This window comes from Cognatilysobacter segetis (assembly GCF_004359965.1).
In the GTDB taxonomy this organism is placed as follows: domain Bacteria; phylum Pseudomonadota; class Gammaproteobacteria; order Xanthomonadales; family Xanthomonadaceae; genus Cognatilysobacter; species Cognatilysobacter segetis.
Map to the genome: position 1 here is coordinate 24,926 of NZ_SMRQ01000005.1, position 26,155 is coordinate 51,080.

General features: G+C 71.6%; 29 protein-coding genes. 17 read left to right on the forward strand and 12 right to left on the reverse strand.

From position 1 onward, the window contains the following. Positions 1-158 precede the first annotated feature (158 nt). A complete protein-coding gene (locus E4F61_RS01935) occupies positions 159-908 on the forward strand; it encodes a tetratricopeptide repeat protein (RefSeq protein WP_133477796.1) in 750 nt (249 codons plus the stop codon). Positions 909-974: 66 nt separating this feature from the next. Then, a complete protein-coding gene (locus E4F61_RS01940) occupies positions 975-1,604 on the forward strand; it encodes a thymidine kinase (RefSeq protein WP_133477798.1) in 630 nt (209 codons plus the stop codon). A gap of 12 nt (positions 1,605-1,616) precedes the next feature. On the opposite strand, the gene E4F61_RS01945 is transcribed toward E4F61_RS01940, so the two are convergent. The 3 genes from E4F61_RS01945 to mutM all read right to left on the reverse strand — a co-directional run bounded on the left by E4F61_RS01945 (position 1,617) and on the right by mutM (position 5,983). Then, entirely contained in the window at positions 1,617-4,475 is a 2,859-nt protein-coding gene (locus tag E4F61_RS01945; protein ID WP_133477800.1) for a serine/threonine-protein kinase, read from the reverse strand. A 26-nt stretch (positions 4,476-4,501) separates the two neighbouring features. After that, on the reverse strand, positions 4,502-5,077 hold the full coding sequence (locus E4F61_RS01950) for an ECF-type sigma factor (RefSeq protein ID WP_133477802.1): 576 nt from the start codon (positions 5,075-5,077) through the stop codon (positions 4,502-4,504). A 93-nt stretch (positions 5,078-5,170) separates the two neighbouring features. Then, on the reverse strand, positions 5,171-5,983 hold the full coding sequence (mutM, locus tag E4F61_RS01955) for a bifunctional DNA-formamidopyrimidine glycosylase/DNA-(apurinic or apyrimidinic site) lyase (protein ID WP_133477804.1): 813 nt from the start codon (positions 5,981-5,983) through the stop codon (positions 5,171-5,173). A gap of 201 nt (positions 5,984-6,184) precedes the next feature. On the opposite strand from mutM, the gene E4F61_RS01960 reads away from it, so the two are divergent. From E4F61_RS01960 to E4F61_RS01970, 3 genes are read left to right on the forward strand one after another with little or no spacing between them, the layout of a single operon-like run. Next, the gene (locus tag E4F61_RS01960) at positions 6,185-7,390 is read left to right on the forward strand and encodes a DesA family fatty acid desaturase (RefSeq protein ID WP_133477807.1); all 1,206 of its coding nucleotides are present in this window, start codon (positions 6,185-6,187) and stop codon (positions 7,388-7,390) included. 1 nt (position 7,391) lies between these two features. Beyond that, entirely contained in the window at positions 7,392-7,745 is a 354-nt protein-coding gene (locus tag E4F61_RS01965; RefSeq protein ID WP_133477809.1) for an EF-hand domain-containing protein, read from the forward strand. Further along, a complete protein-coding gene (locus tag E4F61_RS01970) occupies positions 7,746-8,612 on the forward strand; it encodes a pseudouridine synthase (protein WP_133477811.1) in 867 nt (288 codons plus the stop codon). A gap of 300 nt (positions 8,613-8,912) precedes the next feature. On the opposite strand, the gene E4F61_RS01975 is transcribed toward E4F61_RS01970, so the two are convergent. Next, positions 8,913-9,599: a glutathione binding-like protein gene (locus tag E4F61_RS01975; protein ID WP_133477812.1), complete on the reverse strand. Its 687-nt coding sequence runs from the start codon at positions 9,597-9,599 to the stop codon at positions 8,913-8,915. Between the two features lie 150 nt (positions 9,600-9,749). On the opposite strand from E4F61_RS01975, the gene E4F61_RS01980 reads away from it, so the two are divergent. The 3 genes from E4F61_RS01980 to acs are packed head-to-tail and all read left to right on the forward strand — an operon-like array spanning position 9,750 to position 13,739. Continuing rightward, positions 9,750-11,120, forward strand: coding sequence for an erythromycin esterase family protein (locus tag E4F61_RS01980; RefSeq protein ID WP_133477814.1), 1,371 nt, complete (start codon positions 9,750-9,752; stop codon positions 11,118-11,120). 44 nt (positions 11,121-11,164) lie between these two features. Beyond that, positions 11,165-11,722: a diguanylate cyclase gene (locus tag E4F61_RS01985; RefSeq protein ID WP_133477816.1), complete on the forward strand. Its 558-nt coding sequence runs from the start codon at positions 11,165-11,167 to the stop codon at positions 11,720-11,722. Positions 11,723-11,771: 49 nt separating this feature from the next. Further along, the gene (gene acs / locus E4F61_RS01990; protein WP_133477818.1) at positions 11,772-13,739 is read left to right on the forward strand and encodes an acetate--CoA ligase; all 1,968 of its coding nucleotides are present in this window, start codon (positions 11,772-11,774) and stop codon (positions 13,737-13,739) included. A 9-nt stretch (positions 13,740-13,748) separates the two neighbouring features. On the opposite strand, the gene E4F61_RS01995 is transcribed toward acs, so the two are convergent. Beyond that, complete coding sequence (locus tag E4F61_RS01995) at positions 13,749-14,657, reverse strand: LysR family transcriptional regulator (protein WP_133477820.1); 909 nt, start codon at positions 14,655-14,657, stop codon at positions 13,749-13,751. 86 nt (positions 14,658-14,743) lie between these two features. On the opposite strand from E4F61_RS01995, the gene E4F61_RS14585 reads away from it, so the two are divergent. The 7 genes from E4F61_RS14585 to E4F61_RS02025 all read left to right on the forward strand — a co-directional run bounded on the left by E4F61_RS14585 (position 14,744) and on the right by E4F61_RS02025 (position 19,355). After that, complete coding sequence (locus E4F61_RS14585; RefSeq protein WP_162301364.1) at positions 14,744-14,914, forward strand: hypothetical protein; 171 nt, start codon at positions 14,744-14,746, stop codon at positions 14,912-14,914. Then, entirely contained in the window at positions 14,911-15,246 is a 336-nt protein-coding gene (locus tag E4F61_RS02000) for a cupin domain-containing protein (RefSeq protein ID WP_133477822.1), read from the forward strand. The genes E4F61_RS14585 and E4F61_RS02000 overlap by 4 nt, the downstream gene beginning before the upstream one ends. A 42-nt stretch (positions 15,247-15,288) precedes the next feature. Next, positions 15,289-16,158 (forward strand): SAM-dependent methyltransferase, encoded by an 870-nt coding sequence (locus E4F61_RS02005; protein ID WP_202908923.1) that lies wholly within the window; start codon positions 15,289-15,291, stop codon positions 16,156-16,158. Further along, positions 16,151-16,831 (forward strand): GNAT family N-acetyltransferase, encoded by a 681-nt coding sequence (locus E4F61_RS02010; protein WP_133477824.1) that lies wholly within the window; start codon positions 16,151-16,153, stop codon positions 16,829-16,831. The genes E4F61_RS02005 and E4F61_RS02010 overlap by 8 nt, the downstream gene beginning before the upstream one ends. A gap of 66 nt (positions 16,832-16,897) precedes the next feature. Continuing rightward, positions 16,898-17,155 (forward strand): hypothetical protein, encoded by a 258-nt coding sequence (locus E4F61_RS02015; protein ID WP_133477826.1) that lies wholly within the window; start codon positions 16,898-16,900, stop codon positions 17,153-17,155. A gap of 63 nt (positions 17,156-17,218) precedes the next feature. Then, the gene (locus tag E4F61_RS02020) at positions 17,219-19,027 is read left to right on the forward strand and encodes a sensor domain-containing diguanylate cyclase (RefSeq protein ID WP_133477828.1); all 1,809 of its coding nucleotides are present in this window, start codon (positions 17,219-17,221) and stop codon (positions 19,025-19,027) included. A 70-nt stretch (positions 19,028-19,097) separates the two neighbouring features. Beyond that, complete coding sequence (locus E4F61_RS02025; RefSeq protein ID WP_133477830.1) at positions 19,098-19,355, forward strand: hypothetical protein; 258 nt, start codon at positions 19,098-19,100, stop codon at positions 19,353-19,355. Between the two features lie 220 nt (positions 19,356-19,575). Here E4F61_RS02025 and rpmG read toward each other — a convergent pair whose 3' ends face one another. The 6 genes from rpmG to E4F61_RS02055 all read right to left on the reverse strand — a co-directional run bounded on the left by rpmG (position 19,576) and on the right by E4F61_RS02055 (position 23,250). Continuing rightward, complete coding sequence (rpmG, locus tag E4F61_RS02030) at positions 19,576-19,713, reverse strand: 50S ribosomal protein L33 (RefSeq protein WP_133477868.1); 138 nt, start codon at positions 19,711-19,713, stop codon at positions 19,576-19,578. Positions 19,714-19,767: 54 nt separating this feature from the next. Beyond that, positions 19,768-20,004 (reverse strand): 50S ribosomal protein L28, encoded by a 237-nt coding sequence (rpmB, locus tag E4F61_RS02035; RefSeq protein WP_133477832.1) that lies wholly within the window; start codon positions 20,002-20,004, stop codon positions 19,768-19,770. Between the two features lie 322 nt (positions 20,005-20,326). Then, the gene (locus E4F61_RS02040) at positions 20,327-20,668 is read right to left on the reverse strand and encodes a lipid-A-disaccharide synthase N-terminal domain-containing protein (RefSeq protein WP_133477834.1); all 342 of its coding nucleotides are present in this window, start codon (positions 20,666-20,668) and stop codon (positions 20,327-20,329) included. Between the two features lie 3 nt (positions 20,669-20,671). Continuing rightward, positions 20,672-21,397 carry a glycosyltransferase family 2 protein gene (locus E4F61_RS02045; RefSeq protein WP_133477836.1) on the reverse strand — a complete coding sequence of 242 codons (726 nt, stop codon included), beginning with the start codon at positions 21,395-21,397 and terminating at the stop codon, positions 20,672-20,674. A gap of 141 nt (positions 21,398-21,538) precedes the next feature. Further along, positions 21,539-22,453 carry a ParB/RepB/Spo0J family partition protein gene (locus tag E4F61_RS02050; RefSeq protein ID WP_133477838.1) on the reverse strand — a complete coding sequence of 305 codons (915 nt, stop codon included), beginning with the start codon at positions 22,451-22,453 and terminating at the stop codon, positions 21,539-21,541. Next, entirely contained in the window at positions 22,450-23,250 is an 801-nt protein-coding gene (locus E4F61_RS02055; protein WP_133477840.1) for a ParA family protein, read from the reverse strand. The genes E4F61_RS02050 and E4F61_RS02055 overlap by 4 nt, the downstream gene beginning before the upstream one ends. Before the next feature lie 158 nt (positions 23,251-23,408). Here E4F61_RS02055 and rsmG point away from each other — a divergent pair, with 158 nt between their 5' ends. Further along, the gene (rsmG, locus tag E4F61_RS02060; protein ID WP_133477842.1) at positions 23,409-24,068 is read left to right on the forward strand and encodes a 16S rRNA (guanine(527)-N(7))-methyltransferase RsmG; all 660 of its coding nucleotides are present in this window, start codon (positions 23,409-23,411) and stop codon (positions 24,066-24,068) included. Here rsmG and E4F61_RS02065 read toward each other — a convergent pair. After that, positions 24,065-24,667, reverse strand: a complete 603-nt coding sequence (locus E4F61_RS02065) for a 4'-phosphopantetheinyl transferase family protein (RefSeq protein ID WP_133477844.1) — start codon at positions 24,665-24,667, stop codon at positions 24,065-24,067. The genes rsmG and E4F61_RS02065 overlap by 4 nt on opposite strands. A gap of 64 nt (positions 24,668-24,731) precedes the next feature. Between E4F61_RS02065 and E4F61_RS02070 the strand changes: the two genes are divergently transcribed. After that, positions 24,732-26,099: an AMP-binding protein gene (locus tag E4F61_RS02070; RefSeq protein WP_133477847.1), complete on the forward strand. Its 1,368-nt coding sequence runs from the start codon at positions 24,732-24,734 to the stop codon at positions 26,097-26,099. The last annotated feature ends 56 nt before the right edge of the window (positions 26,100-26,155 follow it).

The window sequence follows — 26,155 nt, forward strand, 5'->3', positions numbered from 1 at the left end:
CGGTCGGTGCCGGGGGACGCGCATGGTAAGCGCCCGACGTCGCAGCACGCCGCGGCACTGAACGCCAACGTGAACGCGGCGCGGCTAGCCCATGAGTTGGCTGTCGTAGGCCCGATCGTCGCCCTAGACTGCGCGCGTTCCGACTGCCCTGGATGGCCATGCGCCGCTTCGCACTGACGCTCTCCGCCGCGATCGCCTTGATCGTGCCCTTCGCCGCCGCCGCATCCGATGCCAAGCCCGCGCCGCCGACCGACGCGCGCTCGCTCGAGTACGAATTCGCGTTCCGCGGCCATCCGGACCTCCAGTACCGGTTGTTCGGCGTGGACCGCTTCCGCCGGGGCCAGTACGACGAGGCGATGACGCTGCTGCGCCGCGCCGCGCGCTTCGGCGACAAGCCGTCGCAGGGCCTGATCGCGGAGATGTACGCCGCGGGCCAGGGCGTGCCAGCGGACATGGCGATGGCATATGCGTGGATGGATCTCGCCGCCGAACGCGGATACAGGGATTTCGTCATCCGCCGCGAGCGCTACTGGGCGCGCATGACCGAAGCCGATCGCGCGCGCGCCGTGACCGAAGGCCAGGCGATCTACGCCGAGTTCGGCGATGCGGCGGCCAAGCCGCGTTTCGCCGACCAGCTGCGCAGGGCCTCGAAGGAAGGCGTCGGGAGCCGTACCGGTTTCTCCGGCAACGTGAAGGTGACGATCCCGAGCAGCTTCGGCGACCAGACCCTCGATGCCGCGCAATTGCGCAGCTTCAGCTACTGGGATCCGAAGAAGTACTGGGCCATGCAGGACGCGCTGTGGAAGAACCCGGGCGGCCGCGTCGACGCCGGCGACCTGCAGGACGTGCGCACGCGCCCCGGCGCGGCACCCGCGCCCGCCAACCCGAAGGCCGGCGACCGCCGCTGACCAGCGCACGGCGGTATGCCGGCGGCCGCGCTTCGCGGCCGCATCGGCGCTGCGTAAACTCCCCGCATGGCGAAGCTGTACTTCTACTACTCGGCGATGAACGCCGGTAAGACCACCACGCTGCTGCAGTCGGCGCACAACTACGCCGAGCGCGGCATGCGCACGCACATCCTCACGCCCGCGCTCGACGACCGCGCCGGGCGCGGCGTGGTGGCCTCGCGCATCGGGCTGTCCTCGCAGGCGACCGCGTTCTCGCGCGACGACGACCTGCAGCGCTGCATCGAGCGCGACATCGCCGCGCACGGGCCGCTGCACTGCGTGCTGGTGGACGAGGCGCAGTTCCTCACCCGCGCGCAGGTCTGGCAGCTCACCGAGATCGTCGACCGCCTGCGCATTCCGGTGCTCTGCTACGGACTGCGCACGGATTTCCGCGGCGAACTGTTCGAGGGCTCGCAATACCTGCTCGCGTGGGCCGACGAGATCGACGAAATCAAGACGATCTGCCACACGGGCAAGAAGGCGACGATGACCGTGCGCGTGGATGAGCACGGCCGCGCCGTGCAGGACGGTCCGCAGGTCGAGATCGGCGGCAACGAACGCTACGTCTCGGTCTCGCGGGCGCAGTTCAAGGCGGTCACCGCGGGCGAGGGCCGGATCGATCCGATGCAGGCGCCATTGCCCCTGGAACGGACGTAACGATCGCGCCGGTCACGGCCCCGACGCGGCGTCGCGCATCGCGATCTGCACGCTCGGGCGCTGGCACTGGTGCTGCAGCCGCTCGAGTTCCCGTACCACGACGCCGCCGTCCGGCTGCGCGTCGCGCACGGCGTCGAGCAGGCGCGCGAGGTGGCGCGTGGCGCTCGAGCGCGGCCGCCCCGCGCAGCGGATCGCATCCGCATACCCGGCCGCGCGCCACGCGGTCGGCTCCGCGCGCCCGGAGTGCCGCGCCGACGCCGCGATGACGTCGAGCAGGCGCAGCGCGACCGGATCGCCCTGGGCGGCCTGCACGCGCGCGAGCGCGAGCTGCGCCTGCCGCGTGCGCGGATCCTTCATGCCGTACGCGAGCCGCAGGAAATGCAGCGCGCGGGTCAGCTCCGGCACCGCGCGCGGTTCGCCGAGCGCGGCGTCGATCTCGCCCATCAGCCGGTCCACGTCGGCGACCGTGCCGTCGGCCGCGCCATGGCGGTCGACGCGCAGCGCACGCGCCTCGTCCAGAAGCGGGCGCGCTTCGGCGCTGCGGCCGGCCTCGTGCAGCACCTGCGCCTGCGCGGCGAGGCTTTCGGCGATCGCATCGGGATCGCCGCGATGGCGGTCGATCGACAGCGCGCTCTGCAGCGACGACAGCGCCGCCGGCAGCCGCCCCAGCTGCCATTCCACGCGCGCCAGCACGAGGTGGCTGTCGCGCAGGTAGGGACTGTTGGCCGGCAGGCGCACGGTGAGTTCCGCATGCCGCGTGCGCAGCGGCAGCGCGGCGTCGCGCCAGCGCGACTGGTCGATCAGCGCATCGGCCAGTTCGCGACGCACCGCGAGCGTGATCGGATGCTGCGGCCCGTGCACGTCCTGCGCGACGGTGAGCGTGTCGACCAGCTCGCGTTCGGCGCGGCCGGGGTGGCCGAGGCGGCGTTCCACCGTGGCGATCTGCCGGCCGATGTCGACCTGCAGCGGATGCTTCGGCCCGACTTCCGCGTCGAGCCGGGCGCGCGCTTCGCGGTACGTGCGCAGCGCGTCGTCGAACTCGCCCTGGTCGACCTGCAGCGTGGCGAGGTCGAGGCGGCTCTCGATCTCCGCCACCGCCGCGCCCGGGGTGTCCACCGACTGCCGCAGCGCGAGCGCGCGCGCGAACAGCATGCGCGCCCGCGCGACGTCGCCCAGCGCGCGTTCGCAGCGGCCGAGCTGCGAGAAGAATTCCGCGGTCGGCGACGGCAGCGTCGCCTGGCGACGCTCCGCGAGCGCGATCAGCGGGCGCATGCCGGCGGTGCAGGCGCGCGCATCGCCGGTGCGGCGCAGCACGTCGCCACGCAGCGCGCCGGCCTCGATGCGCAGGCTCTCGGGGACGTCGGCATTGCGCTCGATCAGGCGTCGCTGGCGTTCGAGCAGCGTCAGCGCCTGCCCATAGTCGCCCAGGCCCATGCGCAGCCGCGCGACCTGGCCGAACAGTTCGGCCTGCGCAGCGGGCTCGCGCGAGAGTTCGCGGTCGCCGCGCTCCACCGCGGCATCGAGCAGGCTGCGCAGGTCCACCGCGCTGCCGGCGCGCGTCTCTGCGGCCTTCTCGAACACGCTGGCGATGAAGTCGCGCATGGCCTGCGTGCGGCGCGCCTCGTCCATCGCCTCGCGGCTCTGCCGCCAGGTCACGCCCACCGCCACCGCGGTGAACACGACGGCCGCCGTGCTGCCGGCGAGTGCCCAGCGGTGGCGCCGCAGGAACTTGCGCGCGACGTACAGCAGGCCCTGCGAGCGCGCCTGCACCGGGCGGCCGTCGAGGTGGCGCGCGAGGTCCTCGCTGAGCGCCTCCACCGACGGATAACGCGCGTCGGGCTCCTTGCACAGCGTGCGCATCACGATGTTGTCGAGGTCGCCGGCCAGGCGGCGCGCGCGGCGGCGCAGCTGCTGGCGCTGGAAGCGGTCGGACTCGAGCTCGGCCTGCCGCACCAGCATCTGCGACGGGCGCACCGGGTCGACGCTGAGGATCGCTTCCTCCCACTCGGCGTCGCTCTGGCGCTTGAGGCGATAGGGCTTCGTGCCGGTGAGCAGCTCATAGAGCACGACGCCGAGCGAGTACACGTCGGTCATCGTCGTGACCGGCGCGCCGCGGATCTGCTCGGGCGCCGCGTAGTGCAGGGTGAACGCGCGCGCGCCGGTGCGCGTGTGGTCGACGCGCGGCGCACCGGCCTCGAGCAGCTTGGCGATGCCGAAGTCGAGCAGGCGCACCTGGCCGTCGCGCGTGACCAGGATGTTCGACGGCTTGAGGTCGCAGTGGACCACGAGGTTGGCATGCGCATGGCTGACCGCCGCGCAGACCTGGCGGAACATGCGCAGGCGCGCGTCCAGCGGCACGTCGAGCCGCTTCCAGTAGCGCGTGATCGGCTCGCCCTCGACGTATTCGAGCGCGAGGTAGGGCACGCCCTCGGCACTGACGCCCGCGTCCAGCAGGCCGGCGATGTGCGGATGCGCGAGCCGCGCGAGGATCTGCCGCTCGCGCGCGAAGCGCAGGCGCAGGTTCTGGTCGGTCAGGCCCGGGCGCAGCAGCTTGAGCGCGACGCGGCGCTGGTAGAGCCCGTCGGCGCGCACCGCGCGCCAGACCTGGCCCATGCCGCCTTCACCGAGCAGCTCCTCCAGACGGTACGGCCCGATCTCGCTGCCCTCGCGCAGCAGGGCCTTCGGCACGACGATCGGTTCGGCGAGGAAGTCGTCGCGCCCGGTCTCCAGTGCGAGCATCTTGGTGAGCTCGGTCGCGAGCTCGGCGTCGTCGCCGGCGATTTCGGCGAGCCGCGCGCCGCGCTCGGACGGGTCGAGCTCGAGCAGTTCGTCGAGGTGCGGCGACAGGCGCAGCCAGCGTGCGGGATCCATGGCTCAGCGACCGCGCACGGCCAAGCTCAGGCGGCCTGCTCGTCGCCTTCCAGGCTGGCCAGCAGGAACAGCCGCGCCTTCTGCCAGTCGCGGCGGATGCTGCGTTCGGAGCGGTCCTGCAGCGCGGCGATCTCCAGCTCCGACAGGCCGCCGAAGTAGCGCAGCTCGACCACCTGCGCCAGCCGCGGGTCGACCGCCGCCAGCTTGTCGAGCGCGCCGTCGAGCGCCAACAGCTCCTCGTCGAGGCGGATCGCGCCTTCGCCATCCTCGGGAATCGACGTCACGCGCTCCATGTCGCCGCCGCGCTTCTGCGCGAGGCGCTGGCGCACGTGGTCGACCACCACGCTGCGCATGGCGGTGGAGGCGTAGGCGAAGAAGTGGGCGCGGTCGCCGAACTCGGCGCCGTGGTTGCCGATGAGCTTGAGGTAGGCCTCGTGGACCAGCGCGGTGGCGTCGAGCGTCTGTTCCTGCTGGCCGGCGAGCTGGCGGCGCGCCATGGCGTGCAGCTCGTCGTAGAGGGTGCCGAGCACGCGATCGAGCGCCTCGCGGTTGCCTCCGCGCGCGGCGTCCAGCCATTGGGTGATCTCGGCGCTGTCCGTCATGACGTAGGGCTCCTTCCGGCCGGACTATACGCCGCCGTCCCGTGCCGGCCGTGGCCCGGAAGGCATGGCCGGTCGGGCCCGTTCGACGGGCGGTCAGCGTTGGCAGGCCGGGCACCACACGCTTGCGCGTTGTCCGACCGTCGAAAGCCGCAGCGCGCGGCCGCAGGCGCGGCAGGGCTGGCCGTCGCGCCCGTAGACCGCGAGCTCCTGCTCGAAATAGCCGGGCGCGCCATCGGGGCTGATGAAATCGCGCAGCGTGGTGCCACCCCGGGTGATGGCGTAGCCGAGGATGGCCTTCACCGCCTCGGCCAGGCGGCGATAGCGCTCGCGCGACACCTTGCCCGCCTCGCGCAGCGGCGAGATGCCCGCGGTGAACAGGGCCTCGGCGGCGTAGATGTTGCCGACGCCCACGACGACCGCCTGGTCCATCAGGAAGGTCTTCACCGACGCGCGCCGGCCGCGTGACAGCCGGTACAGGTAATCGCCGTCGAACGCGTCCGAGAGCGGCTCGGGGCCGAGCCCGGCCAGCAGTTCGTGCGTCTCGCCGACCGGCTGCCACAGCAGGCAGCCGAAGCGGCGGGGGTCGTTGAAGCGCAGGACGCGGCCGGAATCGAGCGCGAGGTCGACGTGGTCGTGCGCGCGCAACGGCGTATCGGCCGGCAGCACGCGCAGGCTGCCCGACATGCCGAGGTGCAGCAGCGCGCTGCCGGCCGCGGTGTCGACCAGCAGGTACTTTGCGCGGCGCCGCACGGCCTCGATGCGCTGGCCCGGCAGCAGGTTCGAGACCTCGGGCGGGATCGGCCAGCGCAGGTCCGGGCGACGCAGCGTCACGTGGACCACGCGCCGGCCCTCGACGTGCGGCGCCAGGCCGCGGCGCGTGGTCTCGACTTCGGGCAGTTCGGGCATCGCGGCATCCGGCGGGGCTCGCCTGCAAGGTGGCGACGCCGGCCGCGTCGCGCAAGGCACCGGCCGCCTTCACGCCCGCGCATGCGTGAATCGTTGGCCCCTGCTCATTTTGCGGTGGGCTGCCGTGCATATGCGGATGGCATGATGGCTCTGTCGCTGGCGCGACACGGCCTGTACGGCCGCTTCCCCCTGGAGTGTTCGATGTCTTCTTCCCTGATTGATTTCCTGACCGGCGGGCTGCTGCAGTTCGGTTGGGGATCGATGCTGCTCTACCTGCTGGTGGCGACGCAGCTGACCATCTTCACCGTCACCCTCTACCTGCACCGTTCGCAGGCGCACCGCGCGGTGGATTTCCACCCGGTGCTGGCGCATTTCTTCCGTTTCTGGTGCTGGCTCACCACCTCGATGATCACCAAGGAGTGGGCGGCGATCCATCGCAAGCACCACGCCAAGTGCGAGACCGAAGAGGATCCGCACAGCCCGCAGATCAAGGGCATCAAGACCGTCTTCTGGCGCGGCGTCGAGCTCTACCGCGACGCGCGCGCGCAGCGCGAGGACATCGAGAAGTACGGCAAGGGCTGCCCGGACGACTGGATCGAGCGCAAGCTCTACACGCCGTTCGCCACCTTCGGGCCGACGCTGCTGCTGTTCCTGTCGTTCGCGCTGTTCGGCTTCAAGGGCATCGCCGTGTGGGCGATCCAGATGGCGTGGATCCCGTTCTGGGCCGCCGGCGTCGTCAACGGCCTCGGCCACTGGTGGGGCTACCGCAACTTCGAGACCACCGACACCGCGACCAACCTCGTGCCGTGGGCGGTCTGGATCGGCGGCGAGGAGCTGCACAACAACCACCACGCGTTCCCGTCGAGCGCGAAGTTCGCGCTGCGCAAGTGGGAATTCGACATCGGCTGGGCGGCGATCAGGTCGCTCGAGGCGGTGCGCCTGGCCAAGGTGCTGCGCGTCGCGCCGAGCCTGGACGTGCGCCCGAACATCGCGATGCCGGACGGCGAGACGCTCAAGGCGCTGCTCGCGATCCGCTTCCAGGCGATGACCGACTACTACCGCGGCGTCACGCTGCCGGCGCTGCGCGAGGAAGCCGCGGCGGTCGGCGCGAAGGCGCGCCACCTGCTGCCGTCCAAGCTGCGCAAGGGCCTGGCCGACGGCGGCCGCTGGCTCGACGACGACAAGAAGGCGCGGCTCGCCGCGTTCCTCGCCGAGCGCCCGAAGCTCGCGACCGTCGCCGAGTACCGCGCGCGCCTCGCGCAGGTGCTCGACGACCGCTCGCACGACGCGAAGGCCACGCTGGCGCGCCTGCATGCCTGGTGCCAGGAGGCGGAAGCCAGCGGCATCGCCTCGCTGCAGCAGTTCAGCGCGCGCCTGAAGGGCTACGCGCTCGCCACCGCGCACTGACATGCGCATGGGCATCCGCCACCTCGGGGCCGCGCTGATCTGCGCGGCCCCGTCGTTTGCGGCGCTCGCCGCGGGGCCGGTGACGTCGAGCGGCGACTACCTCGCGCGCATGGACACCGACGGCGACCGCCGCGTGTCGCTGGCCGAGTTCCAGGCCTGGATGGGCTATGCGTTCGAGCGCATGGACGTGAACCACGACGGCAGCGTGTCGCAGGCCGAACTGCCGGGCGGTCGCGGCAAGCCCATTTCGCTGACGGAGCATCGCGCCGCACTCGCGGCACGATTCGCGAAGCAGGACGTCAACCACGACGGCGTGCTCGACGCGCGCGAACTCGCCGCGCCGCCGCAGCGCTGAATGAAGCCGCCGGCGATCGACGGCGTCGGCGCGAGCCGCGTGCAGCTGCGGCCGGGTGATGGCGTGACGGTGCTCGATGCGCTGTGCGCGCGCTTTCCGTCGGTCGATCGCGACGCGTGGGCGTCGCGCTTCGCGCGCGGCCGCGTGCTCGATGCGCAGGGCATCGCGTTGGACGCATCGACCGTGCTCGTCCGCGGCGGCGACGTCTTCTACTACCGCGAAGTGCCGGACGAGGAGGCGTGCAGCGGCATCGAAACGCTGCTGCACGTCGACGCCGACATCGCGGTGGTGGACAAGCCGCACGGGCTCGCGGTGATGCCGGCCGGACGCTTCGTCCACGACACGTTGCTCGCGCGGCTCGTCCGCAGGCTCGGCATCGACGACATCGCGCCGCTGCATCGGATCGATCGCGACACGGCGGGGCTCGTCATGTTCTCGCTGCGGGCCGCCACGCGCGACGCCTACCTCGAACTGTTTCGCAGTCGCGCGATCGACAAGCGCTACGAGGCGATCGCGCCGCCGCTTCCGCATCTCGTGTTTCCACTCGAACGCCGCAGTCGCGTCGAGCCCGGCGCGCGGTTTCCCGCGATGCGCGAGGTCGACGGCATGGCGAACAGTTGCAGTCGCATCGATGTTCTCGAGCGCAGCGAAACCTTATGGCGTTACGCGCTCGAGCCGGCCACGGGGCGCAAGCACCAGCTGCGCGTGCATATGGCGGCGCTGGGGGCGCCGATCGCGCATGATCGGTTGTATGGGGAAGTAGTCGCGGGCGACGGTGCGCCGCTTGCGCTTCTTGCACGGTCGATCGGGTTTGATGATCCGCTGAGCGGGCGGCGGCGCGTGTTCGGGAGCTTGTTGTCTCTCTAGTCGCTGCGGTTCGCGGCGATCAACGCAGTTTCGTCCGCTGACGCGGCCGAGTTACTTTCTTTGCTGGTGCAAAGAAAGGTAACCAAAGAAAGCACCCTTCTCGACGGATCTACAGCCCGCAACGTGCGGGCTCCCCGCGATCGCCACACTCGCCATCCATGGCTCGGGTGGCGACGGCCGACATCGTGTCGGCCGCCCCTTCGGGGTCTCTACGATTGCCGTCGCGCTTCAAAGCACTGGAAAGCGGGCGCCGATCTGATCTCGCTTTGGGCGAGACTGCAAGAAGCCCTTGCGCACGACTTACTTCGCCGGCGCCCCGAACAGCACCTTCCGCTCCTCGTCCGTCATCGGCTTCGCGTACGACGCCTGCGCATCGGCGTACACGCGCTTCGTAGCCTCGCGTTCGCCCACCTGCGCGAACCAGCGCTTGAGGTTCGGCGTGTCGTCGAGGTTCTGCTTGTGCGCCTCGTGCGGCACGATCCAGGGATAGATCGCCATGTCGGCGATGGAATACGCGTCGCCCGCGACGTACTCGCGGTCGGCCAGTCGCCTGTCGAGCACGCCATAGAGCCGCGCGGTCTCGCGCGTGTAGCGGTCGATCGCGTACGGCACCTTCTCGGGCGCGTAGACGTTGAAATGGCCGTTCTGCCCGGCCATCGGGCCAAGGCCCCCCATCTGCCAGAACAGCCACTGCAGCACGTCGACGCGGCCGCGCAGGTCCAGCGGGATGAAGCGGCCGGTCTTCTCCGCCAGATAAAGCAGGATCGCGCCGGATTCGAACAACGACAGCGGCCCGCCGCCGTCGGCCGGCGCGTGGTCGACGATCGCGGGAATGCGGTTGTTCGGTGCGATCGCGAGGAATTCGGGCCGGAACTGCTCGCCGGCGCGGATGTCGACCGGCAGGATGCGGTGCTCGAGGCCGGTTTCCTCGAGGAACAGGCGGATCTTGTAGCCGTTGGGCGTGGCCCAGTAATAGAGGTCGAGCATGGCGCGGCTCCGGTGGCGAGCCGGCATCGTAGGCGCGCGCCGTGAAGCCGGCCGTGCCGCGCGACGGACGCAGCGTTGCGGCCGCTGGCGCGCGCGCATTGATCGCGGCGCGACATCGCGGGGTCGAGCATCGGTGGTGGAGGACCCGCCATGCATCGCCAGACCGACACCGCGCCACTTGCACGCACGCCCACGCCGCCCGACATCGCGCCGCGCGCCGCGAAACCCGGGCTTCCCGAGCGGCTGCGCGAGGCCATCGAGCCCCTGCCCGACATCGACGATCCCGCGTTCGCGGAGACTTTCGACCGCTATGCCGACTGCCGCGTCGTGCTGCTCGGCGAGGCGAGCCACGGCACGTCGGAGTTCTATCGCGCGCGCGCGGCGATCACGAAGCGGCTGGTCGAGCGGCACGGCTTCCGCATCGTCGCGCTCGAAGCCGACTGGCCCGACGCGGCGGTGATCGACCGCCACGTGCGCCACCGCGCGGCCAACGAGGACGCCGAGCCGCCGTTCACGCGCTTCCCGACCTGGATGTGGCGCAACGCGGAGGTCGCCGCGCTGTTCCGCTGGATGCGCCGGTTCAACGAGACGCGCGCCGCGCACGACCGCGCGGGCGTCTACGGACTCGACCTGTACAGCCTGAACGCGTCGATCCGCGCGGTCATCGACTACCTCGACGAGCGCGACCCTGAAACCGCCGTGATCGCGCGCGAGCGCTACGGCTGCCTGATGCCGTGGGTCAAGGACCCCGCGCACTACGGCCTGGCCGCGCTCACGTACGGCCACGCGAAGTGCGAGGACGCGGTGCTGGCGATGCTGCGGGAAATGCTCGAAAAGCGCGTCGAGCTCGCGCAGCGCGACGGCGCCGAGTGGTTCGAGGCCGAGCAGAACGCGCGCCTGGTCGCGAACGCCGAGAACTACTACCGCGCGATGTACCGTGGGGCGGCCGAGTCGTGGAACGTCCGCGACGCGCACATGGCCGAGACGCTGCTGCAGGTGCTGCGCGCCCGCGGCGAGTCTTCGCGCGCGGTGGTGTGGGCGCACAACTCGCACATCGGCGACGCGCGCTTCACCGAGATGGGCCGCACGCGCGGCGAGTTCAACCTCGGCCAGCTCTGCCGCGAGCAGTTCGGTCGCGACGCCGCGCTGATCGGCTTCGGCACGCACACGGGCACCGTCGCCGCCGCCAGCGACTGGGACGCGCCGATGCGCGTGATGCCGGTCAACCCGTCGATGGCGGGCAGCGTGGAGCGGCTGTTCGTCGACGCGGGCGAGCCGCGCGGCGTGCTGCACCTGCGCGGCGCCGATGCCGGACTGAACACGGCACTGGCCGCCGAGCGGCAGGAGCGCTTCATCGGGGTGATCTACCGCCCCGACACGGAGCGCTGGAGCCACTACGCCGAGGTGTCGCTGCCGGCGCAGTTCGACGCCTACGTCTGGTTCGAGCACACCCGCGCCCTGGATGCGCTCGAAGGGCCGCACGCGGGCGGTGTGCCCGACACCTATCCGGTCGGCGTGTAGCCGTCGCCACCGACGCTTCACCCGCCGGCGCGGAGGCTGTGCGCATGCAGGCCGCCATCACCCCCGCAATGCTCTGGACGCTGCTCGGCGCAGTCGTGTACCCGCTGTGGCTGCTGGCGGGCGTCGCCGACGTCTGGGTGCACCGTCGCGACCGCATCGAGCTGCATACCGGCACGCACGAGTCGTGGATGCACGTCGCCATGTGCGTGCAGATGGGCATCCCGGTGCTGCTGGTGCTGTTCCTCGAGGTCACGGCGCCGGTGTTCCTGATCGCCGCGGCCGCCGTGCTGGTGCACGGGTGGACGTCCTGGCGCGACTCGCGCTTCGCCGACCGCGTGCGCCACATCGGCCCGGGCGAGCAGAAGATCCACGTGGCGCTGGACGCCATCCCGTGGGTCGCGCTGGCGCTGCTGGCGATGCTCTACGCACCCGTGCTGCGCGGGCTGGTCGGGCCGGGCGACGCGGACTGGCGCTGGCGCCTGCGCGATCCCGCCTTCCCGCCCGCGGTGGTCGCGACCGTGGTGGCGACGTCGCTGCTGCTCGGCCTGTTGCCCTCGGTGCTGGAGCTGCTGCGCGCGCGTCGCGCGACCGCCGCGCTGTAACCGTCGCGGCCGCTGCGGCACACTCCCCGCCATTCGCGAGGAGCCCCGCATGTCCACGCCCGAGACGCTGCCCGTCCCGACCGCCTTCGCCGCCCGCACGCGCATCGACGCCGCCGCGCGCGCGGCACTCGACGCGGAGGCCGCGCACGATCCCGATGCGTTCTGGCGGCGCCTGGCCGATCGGCTCGATTGGCAGCGTGGTCCCACGCAGCTGAAGGACACGAGCTTCGAGCGGGACGACTTCCACATCCGCTGGTACGCCGACGGCGTGCTCAATGCGAGCGTGAACTGCCTGGACCGGCACCTCGCCACGCGCGGCGACAAGGTCGCGCTGCTGTTCGAGGCCGACGATCCGGGCGCGCCCGCGCAGTCGGTGACCTACCGCGAGCTGCATGCCCGCGTCTGCCGGCTCGGCAACGCCTTGCGCAACCTCGGCGTGCGGCGCGGCGACCGCGTCACCATCTACCTGCCGATGATCGTCGACGCGGTGGTGGCCATGCTCGCCTGCGCGCGCATCGGCGCCGTGCATTCGGTGGTGTTCGGCGGCTTCGCGCCGCAGTCGATCGCCGACCGCATCGCCGACTGCGGCAGCAAGCTGGTCATCACCGCCGACGAGGGCCTGCGCGGCGGCAAGCGCATCCCGCTGAAGGCGAACGTCGATGCGGCGTTGAAGCTGCCCGGTCCGAATTCGGTGGAGACGGTGCTGGTCGTGCGTCATACCGGTGCGGGCATCGACATGCAGATGCCGCGCGACCGCTGGTTCCATGCCGTCACCGACATCCAGCCCGACACCTGCGAGCCCGAGGCGATGGGCGCGGAGGATCCGCTGTTCATCCTCTACACCTCCGGCAGCACCGGCAAGCCGAAGGGCGTGCTGCACACCACGGGCGGCTACCTCGCCTGGGCGAGCTGGACGCACGAGGCGGTGTTCGACCTGCGCGAGGACGACGTCTACTGGTGCACGGCCGACGTCGGCTGGATCACCGGGCACAGCTACGTGGTCTACGGCCCGCTCGCCAACGGCGCCACGCAGGTGGTGTTCGAGGGCGTGCCGAACTTCCCCGACAGCTCGCGCTTCTGGAACGTGATCGATCGCCATCGCGTCACGATCTTCTACACCGCGCCTACCGCGATCCGCGCGCTGATGCGCGAGGGCGACGCGCCGGTCAGGCGCACCTCGCGCGCGTCGCTGCGCCTGCTGGGCACCGTCGGCGAGCCGATCAATCCGGAGGCGTGGCGCTGGTATCACGACGTCGTGGGCGATGCGCGCTGTCCGGTGGTCGATACGTGGTGGCAGACCGAGACCGGCGGCATCCTGATCGCGCCGTTGCCGGGCGCGGTCGCGGCCAAGCCCGGCTCGGCGACGCTGCCGCTGCCCGGCGTGCGGCCCGCGCTGGTCGACCCCGAGGGCCGCGTGCTCGAGGGCGAGGCCGAGGGCAACCTCGTGCTGCTCGATTCCTGGCCCGGCCAGATGCGCACGGTCTACGGCGACCATGCGCGCTTCATCGAGACGTATTTCTCGACGTATCCCGGCATGTACTTCACCGGCGACGGCTGCCGGCGCGATGCCGACGGCTACTACTGGATCACCGGCCGCGTCGACGACGTCATCAATGTCAGCGGCCATCGCATCGGCACCGCGGAAGTGGAGAGCGCGCTGGTCGCGCATGCGCATGTCGCGGAGGCCGCGGTGGTCGGCTATCCGCACGACATCAAGGGCCAGGGCATCCATGCCTACGTGACGCTGGTGGCCGACCGCGAGCCCAGCGAGGCGCTGCGCAGCGAACTCGTGCAGGCGGTGCGCAGCGCGATCGGCGCGATCGCCACGCCCGATCGCATCCAGTGGGCGCCGTCGCTGCCCAAGACACGCTCGGGCAAGATCATGCGGCGCATCCTGCGCAAGATCGCCGAGGGCACGCCGGACCAGCTCGGCGATACCTCGACGCTCGCCGACCCCGGCGTGGTGGATTCGCTGGTGGACGGCGCGCGCACGCATGCCACGCCGCCGAAGCCCTGACGTCGCGCCTCAGCCCACTACCACGTCGTCGCCGAGGTGCTCGGCGAAATACGCGATCGCCGCGGCGACTTTCGGCGGCACGTGGCGCGCATAGGGATGCACCGCGTGCACGTCGATGCGTGACGTCGCCTGGTCGGGCAGCACGCGTACGAGGTCGCCGCGCTCGACGTGCGGATCGGCGAGGTAATCCGCCAGCAACGCGAGGCCGCCGCCGGCCAGTGCGACCTGCAGCTGGCCGAGCGTGCTGTTCACCGCGATGCCGGCGCCGATCGGCAGCTCCAGCCCGGGCACCGACCAGGTGCGCGCGTGCTCGTCGTAGCGCAGGCAGTCGTGCTCGCGCAGGTCGTCGATCGACTGCGGCACGCCGCGGCGTGCGAGATACGCGGGCGACGCGACGATCGAGCCGCGGATCGTGCCGAGCCGGCGCGCGATCAGCCCCGAGTCGGGCAGCCGGCCGATGCGGATCGCGAGGTCGTAGCGATCGCCGACGAGGTCGGCCACGGCATCGTCCAGGCGCAGCGCGACCTGCAGCTGCGGATGCCGTTCGGCGAGCCCCGCGAGCAGCGGCGCCACGCGCGCGACCCCGAAGCTCACCGTGGCGGTGATGCGCAGCAGGCCGCGCGGCACGTCGCGCAGGCGGCCGAGGTGCTGCTCCGCGGCGTCGGCCTGCTGCACCACCTCGCGGCAGTAGGCGAGCAGCGCATCGCCCGCCTCGGTCGCGCTGACCCGGCGCGTGGTGCGCAGCAGCAGGCGCGTGCCGAGGTGGCGCTCCAGCCGGCCCACCGCCTTGCTGACCGCGCCCTTGGTCAGGCCGAGCCGGCGCCCGGCGGCGGTGAAGCCGCCGGCGTCGAGCACCGCGGCGAAGACCGCCATGTCGGCGAGGCGCTCGGTCAGGCGCAGGTCGGCATTGGGATGCATGCGGAAACAAAGAAGCCACGGACAGGTGGATTATCACCTCCGCGTGGCCGGCACACACTGCGCCTCCCTTCCAAGGAGGTTCCGCCATGTGCCGTTCCGCGTTCTTCAGGACACTCGCCGGCCTGCTCGCCGGCACCCATGCCGTCGGCCCTTTGCCCATCGACGGCCTGCCGACCGAGGCGCGCTGCAAGGCGCCGCCGCGCGACGCCGCCGGCCGCTGCGCCGCGCGCGCTCCGGCCGCGGCGACCTGCCGGTGAGCGTCGCGGTCGTCCGCGGCGCCGCGTTCACCGCCGACCGTCCCTGGGGCGCGCGCACCGTCGCCGCGTTCGGGGGCCTCACCGCGAACCTGCACTGGACCAATGCCGCCTACCCCTGGCACGTCAACGACGGCGACGAGCTGTTCGTCGTGCTCGCCGGCGCGGTGGAGATGCAGTGGCGCGAGGACGGCATCGAGCGCAGCGCCCGGCTGGTGGCCGGCGACGTGTGGCGCGGCGGCGCGGGCATCGCGCACCGCGCCCTGCCCCAGGGCGAGGCGCGCGTTCTGGTGGTCGAAACGCCGGACGCCGACACGCTCGTCGACGCCGCCTGACCGCGGTGCTACGGTCCGCCGGGCGGAGGGGAGCCGCGGACCATGCACAGCGAACGACAGGGCAGCCTCGCCTGCGTGGGGCTCGGAATGATGCTCGGCGCGCACCTGACGCCGCGCTCGCGCCACACCATCGAGCACGCCGACGTCGTGTTCGTGCTCGCGTCCGACGGCCTGGTCGAGCGTTGGGTCGAGGAGATGCATCCCGACGTCCGCAGCCTCCAGCCCTACTACTCGGAGGGCAGGTCGCGGCGCGCGACGTACGCGGAGATGGTCGGCGCGATCGTCGCCGAGGTCCGCGCGGGCCGACGCGTCTGCGCGGCGTTCTACGGTCATCCGGGCGTGTTCGCGCAGGTCGCGCACGAGGCGATCGAACGGGTGCGCGGCGAGGGCATCGACGCCCGGATGGAGCCCGGCATCTCCGCCGAGGACTGCCTCTACGCCGACATCGGCATCGACCCCGGCCGCACCGGCTGCCAGCACTTCGAGGCGACGCAGTTCCTGTGCTGCGATCGCCAGGTCGACACCGCGGCGTGGCTCGTGCTGTGGCAGGTGGCGTCGGTCGGAGATCGCAGCTTCGCCCGCAATGCGACCGGCCGTGGCTATCGCCAGCTGCTGGTCGACAAGCTCGCGCGCGTCTACGCGCCGCAGTACGAAGTGGTGCTCTATGAAGCGCCCACGATCGCGACCGGTTCGCCGCGCATCGAGCGCCTGCCGCTGGGACGGCTCGCGGACGCGCGACTGAACATGCATACGACGCTGGCGGTCGGGCCCGCGCGGCCGCTGCGCGTCGACCTCGCCATGCGGGCCGCGCTCGATGCGCTCGATGCGCTGGACGCGGGTCCGTCGCCGCGCCCACGCGTCCGGCCGCGCCTGGAGCTGGTCCGCGACGTAAACCGCGAGCGCGATGACTGACGTTGCCCATCCGTCGGCTCGCTCGACCGGCGGCTCGCGGGCCATCGAAACGGCCGCGTCCAGCCGTGACGCGGAACTGCACGCGGCCACGCTCAGCCTCCGGCTGCTGGACGAGGGTGACCGCGCGCTTTATCACGCGCTGCATTCCAGTCGCGAGGTGATGCGCGCCATCGGTCCGCCGCTCGACGCCGACGCGATCGACGCGCGTTTCGGACGCGTGCTGCGGCACAACCGCAGTCAACGGCCGGGGCATCGCGCCTGGGCCGTCATACCGCGCGACGCGGCGAAGCCGGTGGGGCTGACGGCATTGCTGCGGGACGGCGTGCGTGCCGAGTTCGGGATCATGTTGCTGCCCGCGGCGCAGCGGCGTGGAATCGCCGGCGCCACGATCGCCGCGCTGCTGCCGCATGCGTTCGGGGACATGCGGCTCATGCACGTCGACGCTTCGCGCCCCGATGGCCGATTCGTCCACGTCATCGACGCGATGTTCGCGCCGTTCGGATTCCGCCGCGTTCCGGGGCTTCGACCCGGCGAAGTCGGCTGGACCCTGTCGCGCGACAACGCGACCTGGACTTCGACCCGCCTGCAAGCCTGCGATCCGGGCGGTGGACCGACAGACGGTCATGACCGGCGGCCGGCGGGCGAACCGGCTCGTCCGCCGCCTCGTTCCTGACGTACTCTCGGGCGGCGCGGCCGATGACGGCCGCGCCTATCGTGTGGACGACCCAGGGGGGGGGATATGTCTCGCATCATCGAAGTGCTGGTCCAAGCCGGCGAAAGCGGCGCGCTCGACGGGGAGTCGGCGTTTCTCGAACTACCGGTGGCGATGCGCCGTGCCTTGCGGCTCGGGGACACGGCTGCGGTCGCCACGCTCGCCGGCGTCGAGCCCGTGCGTTGCTGTCTGGTGGCGTCGCCCGACAACGAACCGGAGCCGGCCGAAGCCCCCGCCGAGCCCGATTCCGACGTGCCGGAGTCGCCGGACGCGGCTGCGGCCTGAGGCTATGCTTGGGGCCCCGCGGGTGCGGGGCCCCAACACTGGGCGGAGGCCCGGAGGCGCAACATGCGGTGGCGCTCGAGTTTGGCGATGGTGTGCCTGGTGGCCATGTCGGCGATCAGCCCGACGTGCATCGCCTCCGTTTCGAAATTCAGCGACGAGCTCGCGCGCGTCGAGCGCCTGCGTTCCTCCGACACGGTCGCGTTCAACGCGGGCCTGTCGCGTCTTGAGGCGAACGCGGCCAAGCTATCGCCGCGCGAATCGCGTTGGCTGCGCTACCTGCAGGATTACCGGCGCGTCATCCAGGGCGAGTACGGCGAAGCGGTGGGCGACGCGGTCGCGTTGTATGACCAGGCTCCCGAGACCGACATCAAGTTCCGCGCCGGGTTGCTGATTGCCAACGCCGCGGCGATCACCCGCGACTTCTCCCTCGGCCTCCGTTACCTCGAGCAGTCGCTCGCGCTCCAGCCGCGCATCTCGGACGCCGGCGTTCGCAATTACGGATACACGGTCGCAGCGATCCTCTACAACCAGTACGGCCAGTACGAGCTCGGGCTGCAGAACGCGCGTGCGCTCGCCGAAGCGCGGCCCGAACCGCGCAGCGCATGTTTCGCCCAGCAACTGCAGATCGAAGCGCTGCATGGGCTCGGGCGCCCGATCGACGAAACGGCCGACGTGCAAGCCGCGATTTCCCGGTGCACCGAAGCGCACGAGCCGATCGCGACCAACCTCATCCGCAGCATCCTCGCGCAGCGGTGGGCGCAGGAAGGCAAGCAGCGCCAGGCCATCGCGTTGCTCGATGCGAGCCTGCCGGAGGTGGAGGCCACGGGCTATACCCGGCTGATCGGCGAGATCCACGGCCTGCTCGCGCAGCTCAGGCTCGACGTCGGCGACCTCGCTGCCGCGGAGCGCGATGCGCGCGCGGTCGCGCGGATCAAGGGGCAGGACGCGCGTTGGCTGCCGAATGTCACGGCGCACCATGTCCTCTACGAACTCGCACTCAAGCGCGGTGACTATCGAACCGCGCTTGACGAATACCGGCAATACGCGGACGCCGACAAGGCACGCCTGGATGACGTCAAGGCGCGCGAGTACGCGTTCCAGCTCAGCCGGCACGAGCTCAACCAGAAGAACCAGTCGATCCTGCTGCTGCAGAGCCAGAACCGGCTGCTGCAACTCAAGCAACAGGCCGCGACCGCGTCCGCCTGGAACACGCGCCTCGCGATCGCGCTGCTTCTTGTGCTCGTCGCCTCGGTCGGTTACTGGGGCTGGCGCGCGCGCCGCATGCACGGCTCGCTCCGCACGCTGGCGGAAACGGACGGGCTGACCGGGCTGGCGAATCGCCGCCACTTCCGCGCGAGTTCGGAGGCGGTGCTCACGCAGTGCGCGCAGCGGCAGCGGCCGGTGGCCGTGCTGCTGTTCGACCTGGACCACTTCAAGCAGATCAACGACCAGTGCGGCCACGCGTCGGGGGACTGGGTGCTGCGGGAGGTCGCGCGGGTCGGGCGGCTGCATTGCCGCGAGACCGACCTGTTCGGCCGGATCGGCGGCGAGGAGTTCGCGATGGCGCTGATGGACTGCGAAGTCCACGAGGCGGTCGGCATCGCCGAGGCCTGCCGTCGCGCGATCGCCTCCATCGATGCCGAGGCCGCCGGCTGCTGCCTGCCGGTCTCGGCCAGCGTGGGCGTGGTGGGCACGCGCCAGGTCGGCTACGACTACGAGTCGCTGATCGCGCACGCGGACGCGGCGATGTACCGCTCGAAGGTGGGCGGGCGCAACCGCGTCACGCTGTACGAGCCGCCCGCGCTGCCCGAGGCCGGCCAGCCCGTCCTGCTCGACCAGCGCAACGCCGAGGCAATGCTCCGCCAGTACTGAGCGCGGCGCGTCGACGCCGCCACGACGCGGCCGGCGTAGCGTGGAACGACGCCCGCCCCCCGGTACCGCCATGGACGAGAGCCGACGCATCGCTGACTACCTGCGCTCGACCGCCGACCTCACCGAGTATTTCCGCACCTGCAAGCAGACCGGCGACATGGCGCTGGTCGAGAGCGCGCTGCGCGACATGCCGGAGTGGGCGACGTTCCACGAGGTGAAGAGCGCGCTGGGCGCGGCCGGGCTGCGCATGAGCGTCACGCCGCTGAGCCCGGCGGACAAGGTGCTCCCGGAGTTCGCCGAGCGCCGCAAGGGGCCGCGCAAACACTGAGCGGCGGGCGCGCCGGCAAGCGCTGACGACGACGGACTAGGCGTCCGATGTACGGCTCGGACGCGCGTTTCCCGAGACGCACCCGTGGCACGACCGATCCGGACGTCGCGGCAATGGGCCGCAGTCATCGGTCGAACCGCGCCGACCGCCGCCGACCGCAACAAAAAACCCGCCTTGCGGCGGGTTCTTCGCGGAACGTCGGATCGTTCGGCCTGTCGGCTTACTTGATCTTGCCTTCCTTGTACGGCACGTGCTTGCGCACCACCGGGTCGTACTTCTTGATTTCCATCTTGCCGGGGGTGTTCTTCTTGTTCTTGTCGGTCGTGTAGAAATGACCGGTGCCGGCGGAGGAAATCAGGCGGAGGAAATCAGGCGGATCTTGTCGCGCTTGGAAGCCATCGTCGTCTACTCCTCAGATCTTCTCGCCACGGGCGCGGAGATCGGCGAGCACGGCGTCGATGCCGTTCTTGTCGATGGTGCGCAGGGCATTGGCGGAAATACGCAGCTTGACCCAGCGGTTCTCCGACGCGACCCAGAAACGGCGCTCGTGGAGGTTCGGCTGGAAGCGGCGACGCGTCTTGTTGTTGGCGTGGGAGACGTTGTTACCCGTCACCGTACGCTTGCCGGTGACCTGGCAGACCTTGGACATACGCACCTCGAAAGGTATTGAGCTTCCCTTGGCCAGGGAGGCGGCGGCCCCGACGCACCGGACATCCGGGCATCGCGCGATACGGGCGGGACCTGCGCGGGGCAGGCATTCGCTGGACGCGGAAAACGCGCTTTCCGGTCGACGTCCGGTGCCGGCAGGGCCGGTGGACGCAGCGAGCCGCGCATTATGGCGGCCGATCCCTTTGCGGGCAAGCACTTACGGGTCGGAGGAAGGGTCGACCGCGTTCAGGGAGCCGGGCCGGACGCCGCGGCAGCCGGGGTGTCCCGATCCAGCGCGCGCCGGGTGCGACCCGGCGGCGGCTTCAGTGCGAGGCCCGGTCCCGGTGCCAGCCGCGATGGCGGATGTCGAGATAGAGCGAGTAGAGCGCGGTGAACGCGGGGAACAGGTTCTGGATGACGCCGACCGAGTCCTGCTTCTGCGAGAACAGGAAGTAGCTGAGCGTCATCAGACTGCCGACCACGCTCATGTACCAGAACAGGCGCGGGATGACCGGCTTGCCGGCGCGCCGGGAGGCGACGAACTGCACCAGCCAGCGCCCGCCGAACATCGCCGCGCCGACCAGCCCGATGACCTTCCACGGCGAGGCATGCAGGCCCGTCCAGGCCAGCCACGGGATCGGGCTGTTCATCACGTCGTAGGCCATGGCTCAGACCTCTTCGGTGCGCGTCAGGCGCGAACGCGTGATCAGCCACGACACGCCGCGCAGGTCGCGGATGCCGACCAGCGCGCGGTTGAGATTGTTGTACTTGGACACGCCGCTGGCACGATGCCGGTGGTTCACCGGCACGCTCACCGTCTTCCAGCCGGCGCGCTGCATCAGCGCGGGCAGGTAGCGGTGCATGTGGTCGAAATAGGGCAGGTCGAGAAAGGCCTCGCGCTCGAACAGCTTGATGCCGCAGCCGGTGTCGGGCGTGGAATCGCGCAGCATGCGCGAGCGGATCGCGTTGGCGATCTTCGACGCCCAGCGCTTGCTGCCGGTGTCCTGGCGGTTGACGCGCCAGCCGGCGAACAGCTTTACGTCCGCCGCCGCCGCATCGCGCTTTTCCAGCAGTTTCGGGATGTCGGCGGGATCGTTCTGGCCGTCGCCGTCGAGCGTGGCGATCCACGCCCCGCGCGCGGCTTTCACGCCGGTGCGCGTGGCCGTGCTCTGCCCGCTGTTGGTGACGTGGCGGACGACGCGCAGCTCCGGCACCTCGGCCTTCAGCGCCTGCAGCGCCTCGACCGTGCCGTCCTTCGAGCAGTCGTCGACGTAGACGATCTCGAAGTCGGTGACGCCGCGCAGCGCGGCGACGATCTCGCGCACGAGCGGCGCGACGTTGCCTTCCTCGTTGTAGACGGGAACGACGACGGACAACGGCAGGGCAGGCGTCATGGGCATCTCGATGGAGGGCTCGCCACGTCCGTGCGGCCGGGCGCGGCGCCCGTTTGGAGCGGCATTGTCGCCGATAGTTCCGGCAGCGGCCGATGTCCGTGACGGGACGGCGCGGTGTGGCGGCGCGCGGCCGGCCGCGGCTTATTCGTCGCGGGGGCCGCGCAGGCGCTCGAGCACGCCGTCGAGCGATTCGAGGTCGCTGTAATGGATGACCAGCCGGCCCTTGTTGCCGCGCCCGTTCAGCACGCTCACCTTGGTGCCCAGCGTCTCGGCGAGCTCGCGCTCCAGCGCCACGATGTCGGCCTGCGGCTTGGCCTTGGCGGCGCGCGCCTTGGCCGTGCCGGGCACCTGGCCGGCCATCAGCTGCTGCACGCGGTGCTCGACCTCGCGCACCGACCAGCCCAGCTCCGCCGCCTGCTTGGCCAGCGCGACCGCGGCCTGCGGCTGCAGCGGCAGCAGCGCACGCGCATGGCCCATCTCGATCGCGCGCGTCTCCACGAGCACGCGGATCTCGGGCGGCAGCTCCAGCAGGCGCAGCAGGTTCGACACCGCCGCGCGCGAGCGGCCCACGGCCTCGGCGGCCTGCGCATGGGTGAGGTCGAATTCGTCGATCAGGCGCTGCAGCGCCTGCGCCTCTTCCAGCGGATTGAGGTCCTCGCGCTGGATGTTCTCGATCAGCGCCATCGCGACCACGGTGCGGTCGTCGACCTCGCGCACCACCACCGGGATCTCCGGCAGCCCCGCGAGCTTGGACGCGCGCCAGCGGCGCTCGCCGGCGATGATCTCGTAGGTCTTGCCGCCGTGGTCGCGGATCTCGCGCACCACGATCGGCTGGATCACGCCCTGCGCGCGGATCGACTCGGCCAGTTCGGCGAGCTTGGCCTCGTCCCAGTGCCGGCGCGGCTGGTACTTGCCCGCCACCAGAGCGTCGACCGGCAGCTGGCGCAGCGTGTCGCCGGGCTGCGCCTCGACGATCTGCGGCGCTTCCGCGGCGGCCTTCGGGCCGAGCAGCGCTTCCAGTCCGCGACCGAGGCCGCGCTTCTTCGCCGTGCTCATGCCGCGGCCTCCTTCTTCTTCGCCGCCTGTTCGCGTTCGCGGGTACGCCGCACGACCTCACCCGCGAGGCCCAGGTACGCCACGCCGCCGCGGCTCGCGCGGTCGTAGCCGACGATCGACTGGCCGTGGCTCGGCGCCTCGGCCAGGCGCACGTTGCGCGGCACGATGGTGCGGAAGACCTTGTCGCCGAAATGGTTGATGAGTTCGGCCGACACCGCGTTGGCGAGGTTGTTGCGCACGTCGAACATGGTGCGCAGCACGCCCTCGATCTCGAGGCCCGGATTGAGCCGCGCGCGGATGGCCTCGATCGTCTCGACCAGCGCGCTGATGCCTTCGAGCGCGTAGTACTCGCACTGCATCGGCACGATCACCGAATCCGCCGCGGTCAGCGCGTTCAGCGTGAGCAGCGAGAGCGCGGGCGGGCAGTCGATCAGGATGAAGTCGTAGTCGGCGCGCAGCGGCTCGAGCACGGCCTTGAGCTGCTGCTCGCGATCGCTGCGGTCCATGAGCTGGATCTCGGCGGCAGTCAGGTCGATGTTGCCGGGCAGCAGGTCGAAGTCCTCGGCGGTGCGCACGATGGCGCTCTTCGCGTCGGCCTCGCCCAGCAGCACCTCGGTGATCGACGCCTCGATCGCGCGCTTGTCCACGCCCGAGCCCATCGTCGCGTTGCCCTGCGGGTCGAGGTCGACCAGCAGCACCTTCTGCGGCGCGCGGGCGAGCCCGGCGGCGAGGTTCACGGCCGTGGTCGTCTTGCCGACGCCGCCTTTCTGGTTGGCGATCGCGATGATGCGGGCCATTCGGCTCGTTCCCCTGGATGCGACTGGGTGGACTGCAGAGTCGGACACGCGGCCGACGCCGGAGCGCCGGTCGATCGGGGCGGTCCGGACCGGCAAGGATAACCGCGCGGGCACCGCACCATGCGGGTCGGGACCGCGCCGCCCGTCATACTGTCGCGATGGCGACCGACCTGCCCCCCGACCTTCGGCCGATGCTCGAGTCCGGCCTGACCGCGCTCGGGCTCGACACCGCGCACGCCCCGCGGCTGCTGGCCTACCTGGCGCTGCTGGTGCGCTGGAATGCGACCTACAACCTCACGGCGATCCGCCACCCGCGCGAGATGGTGGCCAAGCACCTGCTCGACTCGCTGGCGATGCATCCGTTCGTCGACCCGCTGGTCGCCTCGGGCGGCGCGCTGGCCGACCTCGGCACCGGCGCCGGCCTGCCCGGCATCCCGCTGGCGATCGTCAAGCCGGGCCTGCGGGTCACGCTGGTCGAGAGCGCCGGCAAGAAGGCGCGCTTCATGCGCCAGGCGATCCGCGAACTCGGGCTGGCTGATGCGCGCGTGGCCGAGTCGCGCATCGAGGCGCTCGACGAGCCGGGCGCCTACGCCGCGATCACCGCGCGGGCGCTGGCGACGATCCCGCTGATCCTCGAGCTCGGCGGCCACCTGCTGGCGCCGGACGGGGTGCTGCTCGCCATGAAGGGCGTCCATCCCGCCGACGAGCTGGCGCAGCTGCCGCCCGGCTGGGCGCTGCGCGAAAGCCATGCGCTGACGGTGCCGGGGCTCGACGCCGAACGGCATCTGGTGGTGGTCGGGCGAGCGCAGGCCGGCTAGGGCAGCGCGGCGCGGTCGCACCAGGCCAGCATGCCGACGAGGCCGTCGGCCGGCACCGCCTCGATGGTCCAGGCCGCGGGCCGGCCCAGCGTCGCATCGGCCGCTACCAGCCGCGGGGTCGACGCCAGTCCCTCGAAGCGCAGCCGGTCGAGCCCGAACGCGAGCCCGCGTCCATGCGCCTTCAGCACCGCCTCCTTGGCGCACCACAGCCGCAGGAAGGCCGGCTCGCGGGCCGGTTCGGGCAGCGCCGCCAGGGCCTCGGCCTCGGCCGGCGTGAAGAAGCGGCGGGCGAGTTCCACCGCCCGGGGCCGGGCGCGCGGCCGCTCGATGTCGATGCCCACCCGCAGCCCGACGCCGAGCGCGATCGCCAGCCGTCCGCCGCTGTGGCTCCAGTTGCAGTCCCAGTCGCTGTCGCGGTCGTCGACCTGCAGCGTCGGACGGCCGTGGGGCGCGCGCGCGAAGCCGATCCGCGCCGGCGCCAGGCCCAGGGCCGACGCCAGCCAGTCGCGGGCCAGCGCCTCGGCCGGCACGCCCGCCGGATGCGGCAGGACGGCGACCTCGACCGGGCCGGAGGAGCGGGCGCTGGGGGCGTGGGGCATGGCGGCTGACCGGGCAGGTCCCGCAGCGTAAAGTACGGGCGGGGAATCGCGGTGGGTCCTGCGCATGTCGGCGGTGGTGGAAACGGGTCTGGAAGCGGTGCCGCGCCGGCAGGCGCTGGCCACCGGTGCGCCGACGCGCATCGTCGCGTGGGAGCGGGGCGTCGCCATCACCCGCGAGGTCTTCGAGCGCCACGTGCGCGCCGTCGCCGCCGCGCTGCCGCCGGCCGCGTACGCCGTGAACCTCTGCGAGGACCGCTACCGCTTCATCGTCGTGCTGGCGGCCGCCGCCGCGCGCGGACAGGTGACGCTGCTGCCGCCCTCGCGTGCGCCGGCCGTGGTCGACGCCGTGCTCGCCGAGCACCCCGACGCGGTCTGCATCGGCGACGGCGACCTGCTGCCGGCGCCGCCCGCGTTCTGGCGACTGCCCGACACGCTTGGCGAACGCGACGGCGCGCCGCTGGAGATCGACGCCGATGCCGCGCTGCTGATCGGCTTCACCTCCGGCAGCACCGGGCGCCCCACGGCCAACCGCAAGACGCTGGCGAGCTTCGTCACCAGCACCGCGCAGAACGTCGCGGCGATGGCCGGGCTACTGGCCGACGACGCGACCACGCCGGTGGTGGCCACCGTGCCGCCGCAGCACATGTACGGCATCGAGACGTCGGTGATGCTGCCGCTGCTGGCCGACGTGGCCGTGCACGCCGCGCGCCCGTTCTTCCCGCAGGACGTCGCGCGCGCCGTCGCCGACTGTCCGCGGCCGGCGTTGCTGGTCAGCACGCCCGTCCACCTGCGCGCGCTGGTGCAGGCGCGCGACGACGACCGGACCTTCGCGATGCCGCCGCTGGCGGGCATCGTCTCGGCCACCGCGCCGCTGCCGCGCGAACTCGCGCAGTCGGCCGAAGTCGCGTTCGGCTGCGAGGTGCGCGAGATGTTCGGCTCGACCGAGACCTGCATCGTCGCGCGCCGCCGCACGGCGATCGACGAGGCCTGGACGCTGCTGCCGGGCGTGCGTCTGTCGCCGCAGCCGGACGGCACGCTCGTCGATGCGCCGCACCTCGCCGTCCCGGTGACGCTCGCCGACATCGTGGAGCTGCTGCCGGACGGGCGCTTCCGCCTGTGCGGCCGCAATGCCGACCTGCTCGAGATCGCCGGCAAGCGCGCCTCGCTCGGCGACCTCACGCGCAAGCTGCTAGCGGTGCCCGGCGTGGTCGACGGCGTGGTCGTGCAGCTCGATGCCGAAGCCAACGGCGTGCGTCGCATCGCGGCGCTCGCCGTGGCGCCGACGTTGTCGCCCGAGGCCATCCTGCAGGCCTTGCGCACGCAGATGGATCCGGTGTTCCTGCCGCGTCGACTGCGTTGCGTCGCATCATTGCCGCGCAACGAAACGGGCAAGCTTCCGCGCGACCAGGTACTGGCACTGTTGCAGGGATGATGCGCTCGCGCGTGCTTCACGCATCGCCCACAACTGCCGGATGAACGGTGCGGGAA

Coding starts and splice junctions, on each gene's coding strand:
- rpmB (WP_133477832.1), bottom strand. CDS start 20,004: ATGTCCAAGGTCTGCCAGGTCACCGGCAAGCGTACGGTGACGGGTAAC.
- acs (WP_133477818.1), top strand. CDS start 11,772: ATGTCCACGCCCGAGACGCTGCCCGTCCCGACCGCCTTCGCCGCCCGC.
- E4F61_RS02045 (WP_133477836.1), bottom strand. CDS start 21,397: ATGACGCCTGCCCTGCCGTTGTCCGTCGTCGTTCCCGTCTACAACGAG.
- E4F61_RS01995 (WP_133477820.1), bottom strand. CDS start 14,657: ATGCATCCCAATGCCGACCTGCGCCTGACCGAGCGCCTCGCCGACATG.
- E4F61_RS01980 (WP_133477814.1), top strand. CDS start 9,750: ATGCATCGCCAGACCGACACCGCGCCACTTGCACGCACGCCCACGCCG.
- E4F61_RS02070 (WP_133477847.1), top strand. CDS start 24,732: ATGTCGGCGGTGGTGGAAACGGGTCTGGAAGCGGTGCCGCGCCGGCAG.
- E4F61_RS02015 (WP_133477826.1), top strand. CDS start 16,898: ATGTCTCGCATCATCGAAGTGCTGGTCCAAGCCGGCGAAAGCGGCGCG.
- E4F61_RS01935 (WP_133477796.1), top strand. CDS start 159: ATGCGCCGCTTCGCACTGACGCTCTCCGCCGCGATCGCCTTGATCGTG.
- E4F61_RS02010 (WP_133477824.1), top strand. CDS start 16,151: ATGACTGACGTTGCCCATCCGTCGGCTCGCTCGACCGGCGGCTCGCGG.
- E4F61_RS01965 (WP_133477809.1), top strand. CDS start 7,392: ATGCGCATGGGCATCCGCCACCTCGGGGCCGCGCTGATCTGCGCGGCC.
- E4F61_RS02005 (WP_202908923.1), top strand. CDS start 15,289: ATGCACAGCGAACGACAGGGCAGCCTCGCCTGCGTGGGGCTCGGAATG.
- E4F61_RS14585 (WP_162301364.1), top strand. CDS start 14,744: ATGTGCCGTTCCGCGTTCTTCAGGACACTCGCCGGCCTGCTCGCCGGC.
- E4F61_RS01970 (WP_133477811.1), top strand. CDS start 7,746: ATGAAGCCGCCGGCGATCGACGGCGTCGGCGCGAGCCGCGTGCAGCTG.
- E4F61_RS02055 (WP_133477840.1), bottom strand. CDS start 23,250: ATGGCCCGCATCATCGCGATCGCCAACCAGAAAGGCGGCGTCGGCAAG.
- E4F61_RS01940 (WP_133477798.1), top strand. CDS start 975: ATGGCGAAGCTGTACTTCTACTACTCGGCGATGAACGCCGGTAAGACC.
- mutM (WP_133477804.1), bottom strand. CDS start 5,983: ATGCCCGAACTGCCCGAAGTCGAGACCACGCGCCGCGGCCTGGCGCCG.
- E4F61_RS01985 (WP_133477816.1), top strand. CDS start 11,165: ATGCAGGCCGCCATCACCCCCGCAATGCTCTGGACGCTGCTCGGCGCA.
- E4F61_RS01960 (WP_133477807.1), top strand. CDS start 6,185: ATGTCTTCTTCCCTGATTGATTTCCTGACCGGCGGGCTGCTGCAGTTC.
- E4F61_RS02050 (WP_133477838.1), bottom strand. CDS start 22,453: ATGAGCACGGCGAAGAAGCGCGGCCTCGGTCGCGGACTGGAAGCGCTG.
- E4F61_RS02020 (WP_133477828.1), top strand. CDS start 17,219: ATGCGGTGGCGCTCGAGTTTGGCGATGGTGTGCCTGGTGGCCATGTCG.
- E4F61_RS02040 (WP_133477834.1), bottom strand. CDS start 20,668: ATGGCCTACGACGTGATGAACAGCCCGATCCCGTGGCTGGCCTGGACG.
- E4F61_RS01975 (WP_133477812.1), bottom strand. CDS start 9,599: ATGCTCGACCTCTATTACTGGGCCACGCCCAACGGCTACAAGATCCGC.
- E4F61_RS01950 (WP_133477802.1), bottom strand. CDS start 5,077: ATGACGGACAGCGCCGAGATCACCCAATGGCTGGACGCCGCGCGCGGA.
- E4F61_RS01945 (WP_133477800.1), bottom strand. CDS start 4,475: ATGGATCCCGCACGCTGGCTGCGCCTGTCGCCGCACCTCGACGAACTG.
- E4F61_RS02025 (WP_133477830.1), top strand. CDS start 19,098: ATGGACGAGAGCCGACGCATCGCTGACTACCTGCGCTCGACCGCCGAC.
- E4F61_RS02065 (WP_133477844.1), bottom strand. CDS start 24,667: ATGCCCCACGCCCCCAGCGCCCGCTCCTCCGGCCCGGTCGAGGTCGCC.
- rsmG (WP_133477842.1), top strand. CDS start 23,409: ATGGCGACCGACCTGCCCCCCGACCTTCGGCCGATGCTCGAGTCCGGC.